Origin of the sequence: Paraburkholderia solitsugae (genome assembly GCF_013177695.1) — a bacterium.
GTDB lineage: Bacteria > Pseudomonadota > Gammaproteobacteria > Burkholderiales > Burkholderiaceae > Paraburkholderia > Paraburkholderia solitsugae.
Map to the genome: position 1 here is coordinate 95837 of NZ_WOEY01000089.1, position 14512 is coordinate 110348.

General features: G+C 55.7%; 17 protein-coding genes. 15 read left to right on the top strand and 2 right to left on the bottom strand.

Annotated elements, in window-relative coordinates:
• Window positions 1-194: 194 nt before the first annotated feature.
• The 6 genes from GNZ12_RS22830 (at window position 195) to GNZ12_RS22855 (ending at window position 4495) form a co-directional block, all read left to right on the top strand.
• Entirely contained in the window at window positions 195-476 is a 282-nt protein-coding gene (locus GNZ12_RS22830) for a hypothetical protein (RefSeq protein WP_172313900.1), read from the top strand.
• An 88-nt stretch (window positions 477-564) separates the two neighbouring features.
• On the top strand, window positions 565-849 hold the full coding sequence (locus GNZ12_RS22835) for a hypothetical protein (protein ID WP_172313902.1): 285 nt from the start codon (window positions 565-567) through the stop codon (window positions 847-849).
• A 183-nt stretch (window positions 850-1032) separates the two neighbouring features.
• The gene (locus tag GNZ12_RS22840) at window positions 1033-1260 is read left to right on the top strand and encodes a hypothetical protein (RefSeq protein WP_172313904.1); all 228 of its coding nucleotides are present in this window, start codon (window positions 1033-1035) and stop codon (window positions 1258-1260) included.
• Between the two features lie 486 nt (window positions 1261-1746).
• Complete coding sequence (locus GNZ12_RS22845) at window positions 1747-2031, top strand: DUF3303 domain-containing protein (RefSeq protein WP_172313905.1); 285 nt, start codon at window positions 1747-1749, stop codon at window positions 2029-2031.
• Between the two features lie 19 nt (window positions 2032-2050).
• Window positions 2051-3691, top strand: a complete 1641-nt coding sequence (locus GNZ12_RS22850; protein WP_172313907.1) for an MFS transporter — start codon at window positions 2051-2053, stop codon at window positions 3689-3691.
• A 579-nt stretch (window positions 3692-4270) separates the two neighbouring features.
• Window positions 4271-4495, top strand: a complete 225-nt coding sequence (locus GNZ12_RS22855) for a hypothetical protein (RefSeq protein WP_235993847.1) — start codon at window positions 4271-4273, stop codon at window positions 4493-4495.
• A 96-nt stretch (window positions 4496-4591) separates the two neighbouring features.
• On the opposite strand, the gene GNZ12_RS22860 is transcribed toward GNZ12_RS22855, so the two are convergent.
• Complete coding sequence (locus GNZ12_RS22860) at window positions 4592-5674, bottom strand: glycosyl hydrolase family 18 protein (protein WP_172313909.1); 1083 nt, start codon at window positions 5672-5674, stop codon at window positions 4592-4594.
• Window positions 5675-6451: 777 nt separating this feature from the next.
• Between GNZ12_RS22860 and GNZ12_RS22865 the strand changes: the two genes are divergently transcribed.
• From GNZ12_RS22865 to GNZ12_RS22905, 9 genes are all read left to right on the top strand, one after another.
• Window positions 6452-7513, top strand: coding sequence for a hypothetical protein (locus GNZ12_RS22865; protein ID WP_172313911.1), 1062 nt, complete (start codon window positions 6452-6454; stop codon window positions 7511-7513).
• A gap of 135 nt (window positions 7514-7648) precedes the next feature.
• A complete protein-coding gene (locus GNZ12_RS22870) occupies window positions 7649-8674 on the top strand; it encodes a hypothetical protein (RefSeq protein ID WP_172313913.1) in 1026 nt (341 codons plus the stop codon).
• Window positions 8658-9959, top strand: coding sequence for a nucleotide sugar dehydrogenase (locus GNZ12_RS22875; protein WP_172313915.1), 1302 nt, complete (start codon window positions 8658-8660; stop codon window positions 9957-9959). Before GNZ12_RS22870 ends, GNZ12_RS22875 begins: the two co-directional genes overlap by 17 nt.
• Window positions 9960-10058: 99 nt before the next feature.
• Window positions 10059-10736 carry a glycoside hydrolase family 16 protein gene (locus tag GNZ12_RS22880; protein WP_172313917.1) on the top strand — a complete coding sequence of 226 codons (678 nt, stop codon included), beginning with the start codon at window positions 10059-10061 and terminating at the stop codon, window positions 10734-10736.
• The gene (locus GNZ12_RS22885) at window positions 10733-11950 is read left to right on the top strand and encodes a glycosyltransferase (protein WP_172313919.1); all 1218 of its coding nucleotides are present in this window, start codon (window positions 10733-10735) and stop codon (window positions 11948-11950) included. Before GNZ12_RS22880 ends, GNZ12_RS22885 begins: the two co-directional genes overlap by 4 nt.
• A 245-nt stretch (window positions 11951-12195) precedes the next feature.
• On the top strand, window positions 12196-12702 hold the full coding sequence (locus GNZ12_RS22890) for a DNA-binding protein (RefSeq protein ID WP_216673321.1): 507 nt from the start codon (window positions 12196-12198) through the stop codon (window positions 12700-12702).
• Between the two features lie 68 nt (window positions 12703-12770).
• A complete protein-coding gene (locus tag GNZ12_RS22895) occupies window positions 12771-12998 on the top strand; it encodes a hypothetical protein (RefSeq protein ID WP_172313762.1) in 228 nt (75 codons plus the stop codon).
• 145 nt (window positions 12999-13143) lie between these two features.
• Entirely contained in the window at window positions 13144-13299 is a 156-nt protein-coding gene (locus GNZ12_RS22900) for a DUF3309 family protein (protein ID WP_172313923.1), read from the top strand.
• A gap of 437 nt (window positions 13300-13736) precedes the next feature.
• A complete protein-coding gene (locus GNZ12_RS22905) occupies window positions 13737-14108 on the top strand; it encodes a hypothetical protein (protein ID WP_172313925.1) in 372 nt (123 codons plus the stop codon).
• Window positions 14109-14191: 83 nt separating this feature from the next.
• Here the strand turns inward: GNZ12_RS22905 and GNZ12_RS22910 are convergent.
• Window positions 14192-14512, bottom strand: a 321-nt coding sequence (locus GNZ12_RS22910; RefSeq protein WP_172313927.1) for a LysE family translocator, incomplete at its 5' end; no start/stop codon positions are given.

Here is a 14512-nt window from a genome sequence, read left to right on the forward strand (position 1 = left end):
CCGTCGCCTGCCAGGGGTCGTGCTGCGGCTCCGGCGCGGCAGCGTGGCGCGACAGCCTTGTGCATCAAGCATTCGCCCATTTTATTAGGAGACGAGAATAAAGCTGGCACAGCCCATGCATTAGTGACACTCGAGCAGACAAGATGCTCGAACCCAACCGCAAGACTGTGATGTTTTCTTCCAGGAGATTTACCATGAACACGCTGATGATCAAAGACCTCTCGATCACCGAACAACTCGACAGCAAGGCAATGCGCGCCGTGCGTGGCGGCTACGGCTACGGCTTCCCCAGCTCGTCGTACTTCAACTTCAGCCCGGTGGTCGCACCGAACAACAGCAAGAATGTCGACGCCACGCAGTTGATCAGCAACGAGATGAACATCCAGAGCGCCAACGCCAACAACGTCGCGTTCGCCGCTGGCCTCACCTCGACGATCAATCCCTCCGTCACGTCGAGCAACAACATCCACGTGTAAAGCGTAATTCGGCGAAGCGAAGAGGCCTTCGGCAATCTCCGCTTCGCCCCGAACACGCCCGTCTTCCGCGCACCTTTGGAGAATCACCATGTCATCCCTCATGATTCGCGATCTGTCCCGCACCCGCGAGCTCGACCGCCACGCAATGTCGGCGGTGGCCGGCGGCACCGGCAGCAGCGTGCCCGGCTTGCCGTCGGTGGCCGGCCTGAGCGGCATCGCCAACGTCAACGTCTCGGTGAACCAGAACCTCAGCCAGATACAAACCGTCAATGTTGCCGCCCTCAACAATATCGGTGTGATCGGCGCGGGATTCGTGCCGTTGAATCTGAATGTCAGCCCGTCTCTGTTCGGCGCCAATTTCGCCAACGTTTAACGGCGTGCGGTAGCGTGGGGCCGGGGGCTTCCCTACTGCGACCTGGTCACATCCGACAGACGAACTGTAAGCAGATTTCCTATACTGATAGTGCGACGAGACCTCTGAATACTTAAAAACACACTCGGGCGGCGACGGGAGAATCGCGCCAACCGCCGCCCTCGCCTGATCCCTGGAGCCGCCATGACAAAGCTCGTTATCAAAGACCTCACCGACAGCGTCGAACTCGACCGCCAGGCGATGGCCGCCATTGTCGGCGGCGCACGGATCGGTGCGCGTGCGAGCATCGCCGTTCAGGGGGTGCCGGGTTCTGCACGTGTCGTCGACTATCCGCCGGGTTTTCCCGCGGCACATCAGACCATTGCCGATGTGCCCGTTGCCGCGGTGCCGCGCAATTCGCCGCCCGGCTAGGCCCGGACCCAGACATCCGAAGCAACGGCATGCGCTTAACGCGCGTGCCGTTTGTGTTTCATGCATACGCGCCTTGTGCGCTGGCCGTTCGCTTGCGTGCCGGTCGTACCGGCGCACTGCATGGCGCGCTTCGAACCAGATCGATACCGACATCGTCGACAGCCGTATTTAAAGGTCCTTCTTGTAGGACGCGCGAGATGACCGTAATTGGAAACAGACGCGCCCGTCACGCTTTCCCGGCGGCGGACGCATTGTCCAATCGACCTGGCGAATGTCCGCACGCGGCGACGTTAGCGACCGTGCGCTCACCTATGATATTTAGGATGCCACGTGGTTTTATGCCGTTCGCCGATAGCACCCGCTATCCTGACGGCAACCCGGCGCAGAAGTGTTGGCGGCGCGAGGCATGCAAAAGCGTCGCACGGCACGAGCGGCGATGACGGCGCGCCACGAGCCGGCACCGAAAATTCATATTGGAGACATGCAATGAAATTCATCGTGCAATGGAATGGCCTGCCGACAGCGGAGAATTCCGTCATCGAGCGCTTCATGAAAACCGGCGGCCAAGCGCCTGAGGGTGTCAAATTGCTGGGGCGCTGGCATGCGATCGGCGCATTACATGGTTTTGCGGTCGTCGAGGCGGACGATTCGCGCGGACTATCGGCGCTGGCGCTCGAATGGGGCGATTTACTGACGATGAGCATCGTCCCCGCGATGACGGACGAGGACCTCGGTGCGGCATTGGGTGCATATCAGGCCGCGCGCAAGTAAGTACGCAAATAGGACCGTCATGACGCCTGGTCTCGACACGCCTCTACCCAGCGGACAACTGCTGCCGTTTCGCGAGTCGCTGCTGGCGATGCTTGGCATTGCCTTTGTCTCGATGCTGGTGGCGCTCGATCAGACCATTGTCGGCACCGCGCTACCGCGCATCGTCGCCGATCTGAAGGGCTTCGATCTGTACGCATGGGTCGCGACGGCGTACATGCTGGCTTCCGTGATCACTATTCCGATCTTCGGGCGGCTGGGGGATCTGTTCGGCCGCAAGCCGTTTCTGATCGCCGCCATTCTGCTGTTCACCGGCTCCTCGGTATTGTGTGGCCTTTCGACCAGCATGCTGTTGCTGGTGATTTCGCGCGGCCTGCAGGGGATAGGTGGCGGCATTCTGATCGGCACGGTGTTCGCCACCGTCGCCGATCTGTTCCCCAATCCGAAGCTGCGGCTGCGCTGGCTCGTGTTCGTCACGTCCGCGTTTGGCATCGCCAATATGGTCGGGCCGACGCTCGGGGGCATCCTCACACAATACGGCGGCTGGCGGCTGGTGTTTTTCGTTAACGTACCGGTCGGCGTTGTGTCGCTGCTGTTCGTGCAGCGCTTTCTACCGCCGCTGCTCCATCTGCGGCATAAGGGTCCCGTGCGGCTCGACTGGCTCGGGGCGTTCGTGGTCGCCGTCACGTTCGGTTCGCTGCAATTGCTGATCGAATTGTTTCCGAAGTACGGCGTCGACACGATAACGATCGTGCTGGCCGTTGTTGCGGGGAGTTTTGCGCTAACGCTTTGGCTATGGGAGCGGAGGATCAAGTATCCGATCATTCCGGTGGATATGCTGTTGGACCGTAAGCTCTCTGCGCTCTTCGCGATGTCGGTGCTCGGCGGTTTCGCGCTGTTTTCGCTGGTGTTTTATGTGCCGCTGTTGTTTCAGGGCGGCTATGCAATGTCCGCGCACGACTCGGGGATGTTGATTACGCCGTTGCTGCTCGGCACGACTGTCGGCAGCGTGGTGAACAATCGTATCGTCACACGAATCCGTCGCGCGAACGGGATTATGTATGTGGGTTTTGCGCTGTCCGCGCTGGCGTGTTTGGCTGTGATCGTGCTGAGAGGTAACGAGCCGCATCTTGTGTGGATGTCGTGCATGGGTATCAGCGGTCTTGGGCTCGGTCTGGTGGCGACCAGCCTGACGGTCTGTTCGCAGCAGATCGTGGCGCGTGATCAGCTCGGTGCGGCAACTGCGCTACTGCAGTCGCTGCGGACTTTTGGTGGGATGCTGGGTACGGTGATGACGGGAGCGTTGCTTGGGCATCTCTACACGCAAGGGGTGCATCGATCGCTCGCGTCATATCAGGCGACGCAGTGGTTCAAATCGTTCGCAAGTCCTGAGCTGCTGGTGGACCGCGCGGAGCAGGCGGCGTTGATCAATCGTCTGGTGAGCGCGGGGCATGCGGGCGATGCGATGATGAATTCTGCACGGGATGCGTTGGTGCAGTCGATTCATATCGGGATTTTGGTGGCGGGTGCGGCTGCGTTGATTGGGTTGTGTCTGGCGTGGTTTGTGCCGCCGGTGAGGATTAGTTATCCGGAGGCGGAGTGGGTGCCCGACGGAGGGTCGACGCAAGCCGAGGCGCTTCCGCCGCGGGGTAATGCGCTTTAGACGGTTGCGGGTTTACACTCGGGCTCCGATGTCGTTCGCGTGTATCAGTGAGCGGTCGCAGTTATCAGCTCGCCAGTTTTCGCACGCACTGGTTCGCGCGGCCTACGCACGGATTTTTGACACCGCCAACTTAAGCCGCAGGGTAGTTGCGCATTCAACGAATGATCTCCCAATGCTGCGTTCCTCCGGGCACTGATCCTTTTGCCGGCGCTGCTACACCTCAGTCGCACGTCCGCTTCCAGCACGCCCCTGTTTTTCCATCTGCGTCTTCAGGTGTGGAGGCACTCACTTGCACCGTTTGACTCGTGATGCGTTGATGCGATTGCGGGACTCTAGTTACCCTTTCTCGAGGACTAACAGAGCTACCGCATGGAACCGTGGCGTGATCGAAAAGATGTTTAAATGGGGGGAAATTCGACGCACTGTTCGCATAAGTAATCGTCAGAAAGCTTGACCGAACGATTGTGTTTTCTTACCATTGGCGACGCCGCTTGCGCACTTACTACCAACCCGCTTTCACCCAAGCGCGCCCATAAAACAAGGCCAAAACTAAACAACGAGGTCTTCCGGGGTTCCTGCATGACAATGGATGAAGACATCGCGCACGTAGCGCGTGTGATGGCGCCATCGCTGCGCGCCTTTCGTGGTGAACCTGTGCTGCCACCAGCATATTGGCGGAAGCGGCTACAACGCATACAGGATGAATTCCCCCTGAACGAATTGCAGACGTTTCAAATCGAGCGTTTGCTTGGGGAGTTGGATCGGTTTGAGGCGGAGCGGGCAGACGAGTTCACGGGGCCGTGAAAATCGGAGTGGCAGTTCGAGCGCGTCCGCCCATGGCGGACGCGTTCACCATCTCACGCACCTGCCCCGAAGTTTGGACACATCGAAGCAGATCACTCAGTTGATCGCAGCCTTAATCGCGCTCCAGAAGCTCGCATCTTCGTCACCCAAGGCCCACATCGACACCCCCGCGAGATTGAGTGTATTCGCGAATTGCGCTTTCACCTGAATGCTTTGCGTCGTCTCGAACCAGACCTGATGTGTACTCCCGTCCGACGCGACATAGGCAATATGACTGGAGTTGGTTGCGGCATCCCACTGCGGGGGGGCGCCGGTCGACGCGAGCAGCGCAGGAATGTCCTTGAACGCAATCGAAGTACCTGAACCGGAAGTCAGATTCCAGTCGTATCCATATGCAGGCAAACCGAGCAGTATCTTGCTCGCTGGGATCTGGGTCGCGGCGTACTGCAGCGACGCCAGCATCCAGTCGCTACCCGCAACCGGCCCTGGTTTGCCGCTGGGAATGTTTTCGTCATAGGTCATCACTTGGATCAGGTCTGCGTTCTGGCCTAGCGCCGCGTAATTGTATGGCCACGTCCACGCTTGGCTCGCATTGTCACTCGTCTTTGCCGGCACGCTCAGTAGCAACGTCGAGTGAATTGCATGTAATTTTGCTGCCAGGTCGGTCACAAAGCTGGTGTACACATCGCGATCTGCAGGATCAATGCCTTCGAAATCAAGGTTGATGCCGGTGAGGTTCGCCGTTGTGGCGAGCGCGACAATGTTCTGGAGGGTGGCGGCACGGTTGGTGACCAACGCGCCGTGGGCGATAGTCGGATCGAAGCCCGTCACGCCGGAATTTGAGATCCGAACATACGACGCCTTGCCGGCGACCTGGACACTGGATAGGAGATTCGCGGGAAGCGTCCCGCTCATGCTGCCATCAGCCGCCACTAGTACGTTACCTATCGACACGGCGGTAACGGGCGTGGAGGCAGATTCAGCGGACACTATGGAATCGCTGCTGCCGCTAGAGAAGCCAAGCACCTGTTTGGCTTGTGCTGCGACAGGCGGCGAAGCGCCAGTGGCGGTAAAAGCTGAAGTAGAAGCGTTTGTCGCCGACGTGCCACCACCACCACCACCACAGCCGGATAGTGTGAGCGCGGTGCCAACAGCGCAGATCAGAGAGACTATTTTCATGGCGGTCCAGTTAGGCGAACTCGTGGCTCTATTTACGGTCCGCTGAGCGAAAACTTGAGTACCGAAGCGAGAATGCGCCTCCGCTACAGACGATAGAAATCCACGCCATGGCCGAGCACTGCCAGTCGAGCGTAAGCGACGTGTTCTCACTGCTGGGGGGCTGGCCAATCCGGCGATAACCGAAGCGGCATGCGAGGAGAGGCAAGCGGTGCCTCGGACAACTTCTTGCTGCCGCTGTCGCGCACCACTGAAAACCAGTCCTAGAAAGGGTTTGGAGAAGATTTTCAGATTTCGGAAGATGGCCAAAAATACCCGCCGAAGGAATCTTGAACAATCAGCGCACGCGTTCGTCTGTAACGCGTTTTGTTACGTAACACCGCATCTGGATTCGTAACGTGTTGGTTCCCGCCAGTACACGAAGCGGGTTATTTGACTCATCTTTTCGCGCTGTCGTACGAGGAATAGCCACACGTATTCGGCAGCATCACTGCTTCGTGGCAGCCGTCAGACGCCCCGTGAGACTTGTCTGCTGGTGTTTAGATGCCTCTGGAGGCTAGCTAATCATCCTTGGGTCGCGACCGGGAAAAATTTCGCGCAATGAATTGGCACGGATCCTGCTCAGTATGAATCGTAAGCGGACGGTGGCGGTTCTCCTGGTTGTATTGCGTTCGGGGGTAGGACGGACTGCCTAGGCTAGATCTCTGGGACAGAACCAGAGATAGGGGATAGCGCTTTGTCACTTCGCTGTGATCAATTAAAAATACAGATCCATTGACAATGTTAAATTTTAAAAATTTTCAAAAAACGATTATTTCGACATATCGGCTGACGATGACCAGCGTTCTAATTATCATCGTTACGGGTGTCTTGTCCTACCTTTCCCTCATGGTGTTTTACGCGCTCAATCGTAACTGGTCAGCGCCGATTGTCCTCTCCCCAACACAGGAAAAGGTGTTGGCATATCAGCCGCAGGTCGCCACGCTTGAGGCAACGTTACTCAAGAACGAGGTAGATCTTTCAACAGCGCTTCAGACGTACCGGGTCGGTGGCGAGCAGATTGCTGAAACTCAATCCCTCATAGCGCGCTTTGACGCGGCTGCACGCAACGAATCGAAAGGACTTTCGAAGACTGGCGCTGATATCCGGAAAGTACTTCAGCAAAAACGCGCGGATACGATCGAGACGGAACAGGCCGTTAGCGATGTAAGGCCAATGCTCGCATCGCTCGACTCGGAGCTTGCCTCCGGATTGATTACCAGGAACGATGCGATATCCCGCCGTCTCACGATTCAATCGAGTCTCAACGCTGTCACGGATTCGCGTATCAACGAAGTGACGCTTGGGGAGCAGGCGCGACTCGCTTCTGATGCCGGCAAGACGCTCGGCATGAATGGCGCTACATCGCTAGAGGCACTACAGTCGCTCAATAGCGAAGCACAGCTGAAAATCGCGCAGGCGCAGGCGATCATTGGCACAGAAACGGCGCGACGTTCTGTTGAACAATTACGAGCGAGCGTTGCGGACGGCGAGCGGGTGCTGGAGATCGCCCGGCAATCGGCATATTACCAGGCACTCACCAAGCCAGTTCCAGTTGTGTTCGTTCAATACGACAACCTGTCTTATGCAAAGCAAGGAGCACCGGTTTACGACTGCTACCTACAGGTGGTGCTGTGCCGTAGGGTCGGGACGATCACGCGTGTTTTCGACGCGGAGGAATATGCCCGTCATCCACTGTTCAAGACTGACATTAAAGGCAAATTCGCCGGCGTCAACTTCGACGATAAAAAATCGAGTGAATCATCTGTCGTATTCCTGGGACGCAAACCGCTGCTGTTTTAGGAGTCGTTGTTCGCTTCCATGTAGATACCATTATCCGCATGAATACATCGATTCATATCATCAAAAAATTGATTTTCATACCAAATGTGTAAAAGAAAATACGCAGCGCTTCTGCTCACAATACTGGCCACCTCCGTGTTCGCTCAAACTCCGAACGCGGATGAAAAGAATGCATATTGTCAGTATGTGAAAGACGTGGGGGATGCGGAAAAAACCCTCGATAGCGGGATCGAAGGCTTTGGGCGCATGGGGCAATCGGACACGAATCCGACGCTCAAACAAGCCGTGATTGGCGTATCGAAAAGTCTTTCGAAACATCTTCAGGGAAACTCCGCGATCCGAGCGGCCGCTCTCGAATGCGAATTATATGACCACAGCCTGGACGTCGAGCGCATTGTCAAATACAAGCTGCCCTTCATTGAAAACCAGGTCACGCTCCAACGGATAACCGATCTCGCAAATGTCCTTAGTATCCTCGATGAAGAAATCGCCGCAACTGAAAAGCGGAAGCGCGCAGGTAATGCAACTGTTGCCGATATCGTTGCGCTGACTCAGCAGCGTATGGAAATCTATCATCAGTACACCACCGCGAAGAGCGAGGCGGCCATATCCCAGTTCCCGGAGATCCCCCAGATCAACGTTGAACAGGCGTTGCATCAGGTAGACGACCTGACGTTGGAATTACAGGAGGAACTCAATCACAAACAGGCATTGCAGGCATGGGACGTTTCGCTCGTCGGCGGAATGCAGAAACCGATTTCCGGTCAGCCGTTTGGCACTTCGACGGGGGCTCAACCGTTCGTATCCCTGACTTTCACCTATAACTTCAATGCCGCATCGTACAAGAGGAAGCTCGAGAATTCCACGAGTTCCTTAATGGAGATGCGTCGTCAGCAAAACGACGAGCTCTCTCATCAGGCATTCGTACTCCAACAAAGCATCTCCGCCAGCCTGGCGGCAGAGAAAAGCGTTCTGCCACAACTCATTGAAGAGACAAACCGCCTAAGTTCCGACTTAGGGAGCTTGCGTGAAGCGGATTCGACTGAGGCACTGAGGATGAAGTCGCTGATCCGGGTTAGCCTCGCCATTGCCGCTATGGAAGCGCATCTGGCGAGATTCAAAATCACCCTACTTTCCAACGATTATGCGCAAAGCCAATAAAATTCTAGTGGTCGGTCTTGGGTACGTGGGCGCTCCGCTCGCTTGTGAGCTGGCACGACATTTCGACGTGGTCGGCTTTGACATCGACAGCAATCGAGTCGCCGAACTGCTTTCTGGGCATGATCGGACGGGCGAGTTGGAGGAAAGCTTGCTGCTGGCCGCGAAGTGGCAACTCACGCACCAGCCACACCTTGCCATGCGTGACGCCGACGTTATTATTGTGACCGTGCCAACGCCGGTTACCGATGCGAACGTTCCTGACCTTGGGCCCGTAATCGGCGCAACGCGGACAATTGCGGCGCATATGAGTGCAGGGACCACTGTCATCTACGAGAGCACCGTTTATCCCGGTGTAACGGAAGATGTTTGCGTTCCAATCCTGGAGCAAAACGGTACCCTGGACAAAAGTCATGTGCGGCAATATGGGCACGATTTCTGGGTGGGCTACTCGCCAGAGAGAATCAACCCCGGCGACAAGGTTCACACTCTCACGAACACGACCAAGATCATTTCGGGAGATACTCGGGAAACGCTCGACCTGGTGGACAGCATTTATTCACGGATCACGACGACCTATCGCGCTGCGAGTATCAAGATTGCCGAGGCGGCTAAAGTGATCGAAAACACGCAGCGAGATGTCAATATCGCGTTGATGAACGAGCTGTCGCAGATATTCTCAAGGCTTGACATCGACACGCACGATGCCATCAACGCGGCTGCATCGAAGTGGAATTTTCACAAGTACGTGCCTGGATTCGTGGGCGGTCACTGCATTTCTGTGGATCCTTATTACCTCACCCACCGCTCGGCTCAGGTAGGCTACATTCCTTCACTGATACTTGCCGCAAGGGAGGTAAACGACAAGATGCCAGGGCTGCTGGCGGAAAAAACGTTGAAGGCGATGAGACATCGCGGATTGCCGCTGGATTCGAGAATTACGGTGCTTGGCATTACCTTTAAGGAGAACGTTCCTGATATCCGAAACTCGAAGGCGGTTGGGTTGGTAAGAGAATTCATGAGTTGGGGCATCGACGTTCAGGTTATCGATCCTCTTGCAGATCCCGAACAGGTTCAGCGGGAATACGGCATCAGACTCACCCGGTATGACAAATATGAAACGGCGCGCGCCGTTGTTCTGGCTGTAGCACATAGCGAATTCGTGAGCGATGGCTGGGCAACTATTCTCAAACACATTCATCCCCATCAATCTTCCGTGGTGACCGACGTAAAGGGCATTCTCAATCGAGGCGATGAGCCACGCAACGTGACCTTGATCCGAGCGTAATACAGTTGCCGGCTGCAACGGAATGAACGCGCGCTCGCTTTAATAGGCGGCCGCGCGTACGCCTGCGGTCTTCGAAGATCAGATTTATAGCGATGCAGAATGAAAAAACTTTTATGTGCGGCGTTTGCGTTTCTATCTCTGTCGATAGCTAGCGCGGCGGAGATCGATTGGGCCGGAGCGAAATGGCATGTGCGGACCGGCAGCGGTCAACCATGCGCATCGGGCATCTGGAGCCAGCAGGGAGTGTGGGTTGACACCAAAGGTTGGCTGCATCTGAGGATGACCAGATCGCAGTCGGGTGAATTCACGTGCGTTGAAATTGAATCTGTTAAACGCTTTGGATTCGGTCGATATTCCTTCGAAGTCAGCGGGCCGATAGGCTCAATAGACAAGAACGTCGTTTTCGGTATCTTTATGTACCCACCCAAAGATGTTGGCGAAGACGGGACGAACGAGATTGATATAGAGATTGCACGCTGGGGCCACGCATTAGCTCCACAAGTCAATTACACCGCTTGGTACCGCAGTCACAAGGGCAACCGGCATGACACAGTTGAGGTGCCCAAAGACCTTGCGAACGCGACGTTCGACATGACGTGGCAGCATGATCAGGTGACATGGGAGTCCCCGATCCAGCACGGAAAGACAATCGACTTTCGTGGCGACATTGCTGATCAGCCTCAGACTTTAATTATCAACCTGTGGTTATTTCATAGTCCAAGTCCCGAGGACCATAACGAGGTTGAATTCGTCATCAAATCAATGAGGCTCCAGTGATTGATTCGCTCGTTCATCTTATTTTCGCATTGCCATTGATGGTAATGGTGATGAATTTTGGTATCACACTCCTTCTCAGGCTATGTGGGAAATCGACCTTCATTGAAAAAAATTATGAGCTTGAGCCGAAAGTGAGTGTTCTTCTACCTTGCTTTAATGAGGGGGAGCACGTATTTACTACGATCGAAAGCATTATCGACAGTGATTATCCACTGCACAAGATTGAGATCATTGCAGTAGATGACTGCTCGGCCGACGATACGTTCGCATGGATCGAACAAGCGGCGAAGAAATGGCCTACTGTTCGGGCGTTCAGGAATACCGTGAATTCCGGCAAGCACCACACGTTGTCTCATGCACTGTCGTATTCATCGGGTGAGATTCTGATCTGCATAGACTCTGACTGCATTTTCGACAAGCGCGCAATCAGAGAAATGACCGCCTGCTTCATCGATGAAACCATCGGTGCTGTGGGTGGTCGAGTTGGCATTAGTAACTCCATGGAAAACATCCTTACACAGTGTCAAACGCTCGTTTACTACTACGCATTTCAGATTATGAAAATGTCGCAGAATTGGACGAGAAATGTCACATGTATTTCCGGTTGCCTGTTTGCTGTCCGGCGCGAACATTTCGAAGCGATCGAGGAACAGGTGAAGAGGAGAAACTGGTTTGGGATCGGCGTCAGGGACGGTGAAGATCGCTACATGACCCATCTTCTGTTGCTCAAGGGATTGAAGACCTACATCGACATCACTGCACAGTGCTGGACGGCGGCGCCGAGCAACTTCAAGCAGCTATTCATGCAACAACTTCGTTGGAGACGCAGTGGCCTTCGCGATCTCTTCTGGACGCTTCGAACGTTCGGAGACAATCTGGAGGTCCTTCATCCATTGACGGTGGTGAACATTCTCATGCCGGGCACGCTGACCGTGCTTTGGCCGGCCATGTACATCTATGCGCTTGCGTCGGGTTGGGCAGCCCAGCATCTCTTTCTGGATACGCAAGTCTACTTTGGCGCCTACGTGGTATTCGGTATCTGTTTCAACATGTACATCCGCAACCGCAATCCTGAGCAGAGGATTAACCCGTTAATCGTAGGCTCGTTGGGTCTCTGGTTCATCGTCGATTCGTTCTTCACCACCCTGGTAGCTCTCTGCACCTTCGACGTCGGTGAATGGGGTACGCGTGGCACATCCGAAAAGAAGGCGTGATGTCATCAATGCAACAGGATGCGAAGAGGCGAACGTTTCGCTTCGGTTCACGATCAGATGGAAAATCCGTTCATGCCGTGGTGTTACCACACCGACGCAAGGCAGGGGCGGGCACTTCACACCCAGACCTTCGATACGTGGAAATGCGTGGCGGTTGCTCTGATGCTGGAGTGCCGCGTCGCTTAAGTTAACTATCCTAATGTACTGTTTTTCGGCCGCACGTCGACCGACAAGTACACAAAAATATGCAATCCCTTTGCCCCGAATACATTCAGATAGCGGACGCGGTCAACGCAATTCGCTCAAGCGGTGCTACCAGGCAAGAAGCTTCACATTTCGTTTGTAGGAAGCTACTTTACGAAATGGGAGAAACGCCGACGACGCGGGTGGTCAGGGAAATCACTGGCTGGGGTTCTCATTCGGACGTCCAGCAGGATGTCAAATCTTTCATGCGGGCGCTTCGCGCCCAAGGACCAGCGCCATTTCCCGAAACCAAGTTGCCAATCAGCGTCCAGGCTTCATTCCTGGAAGGAATACTTGAAATATATGCCCACGCGCGTACAGAAGCGTCTAAAGCATTTGATAGTGCGCGGCAGGCTTTTGATGAGGAGCGGACCGGGTTCATGGAGCGCGAACAGCAGCTAAAGCTCAAAATCGCAACGCTAGAGGAGCATAGTCAAGCGATCACTGAACGGCTGAACGGATTGCTTACTCACCTCGCAGTTGTCGCGAGAGCTAACGAAACGCCATGAAAGGCCCTGATGCAACCGGGTTTGGCGAATCGGTTAAGGTAGTCAACCCGATAAACTGGTAGCTGGTGATGGACAAGCGGAGGATATCGGCAGATGGTTTTGTCGCGGATAGGACCCGCAAGGCAAGATCACCTGCTGACAAAAAGCGTGAGCCGCGCGATGAAGACCTGGCCGGGCATTTCGATTACGTGGCGTCCAAGGGTGGGATTCAGATGTTTATGAAGTCGCTCGCGCAGGAGGCCGCGCGCCCCGAGACGCCAGCAACCAGGGGCGCCTCTTCTTATGTCCTCTTTTAAACAGTTCACGCCCGGACTTTCGCCTCGGGCACATGGGTTGCTCAACCCAACACATCGATACTGCCTTTTCGCAAGCTCGCCCAACCGCGCGCTGCACGGCTGTCGTGACAGGCAGGTCCTGTCAACCCAAGCGGAGGTGATTGATATGTTGGGAACTATTCTTCTGATTGTGCTGATCCTTCTCCTCATCGGTGCTTTTCCGACGTGGCCGCATAGTCGTTCGTGGGGTTATGGGCCGACCGGCGGCCTCGGCATCGTGGTGATTGTCGTGATCGTGCTGGTCATCGCCGGCGTGATATAGCCGGGTTGAAGTAAAGCGAATACCGTCAGGCACGCCGGATGCTGAATCTCCATCGTATTCAAACATCGATACGAAAGGAGATCACATCATGCCTTACCTTCTTGGCTGGCTTCTTGGCGTCCCGCTGATCGTACTGGTTATCCTGTACCTCATTTTCCATTAATCCTTTGCCAGATATGCAGTTCACCTGAAGGTCATTCCATGCGGCTCTGCCAGTTCCTGCGGACGCGCATCCCAAGACGCCCGCAACCAGGGCGCCTTCCTGTGTCCTCTTCTTGCGTCCGCTTCCTCCCCCCCCTCAGCACCGATCCGCGCATCGACGCCCCTACCTTTCCCCTTGCGCTGGTCAAAACGGTGCGCAAAACTAGCCCTCTAGTCCTCGCACATGCCATATCTGCACGCGTACGCACAGACTGCGTACGAGCAAGGAGGGACCAATGGCAAACAACGAATACACACTGTCACATCAGGACGTGGTGAAGGCAGTGATCATTCATCAGAATATTCACGAGGGCTTCTGGACGCTGAACATCAATTTCAACGTCGCCGCCACTCACGGTCCGCAAGTGCCGGATCCCTGCCTCGCCGTGACGATCAAGGGCATCGGCATCATGCGGACCTCGCCGACCGATCCACTCGCTATCGACGCCGCGCTCGTCAATCCGCCGGTGCCTGAACATGTTGAGGGCGCTGCGCAGATAGCGGTCGCCGTAAAAGGCACGCAAGAAGGCGGCATGCAATTTTGTCGTGACGTCTATCGCCATGTCGAGGTGCAAAGCGCGGTCAGAACGCCGACCAAACCAGGCTGAACGCGACCTGTCATCTGTCTCGCCAGTGATGAGTTTTATCGTCGGTGGTATGACGTTGATCCTGGCGGTACGCAGTGACTCGATCAGCGGACCGCCGCCATCAACGCGCCCATGCCGACCAGCACACTGCCCATCAGCCGATTGACCGCACGCAGCCGCTTCGGCCGTTGCAACACCGTCCGCAAGCGGTGCGAAAACACCGCCGTCGACGCCACGCCTAGCGCGAATACCAGCGCAAACGTCGCGGCCAGCAAGAGATATTGCTGATTCGCGGACCAGTTCACCTCATCTGAAGGCGCACTGATGAACTGCGGGAAAAACGACGGGAAGAACAGCAGCGTCTTCGGATTGAGCCCGGACGTTGCGAACCCACGCCAGAACAGACTGCGTTGCTGATCCGTGCC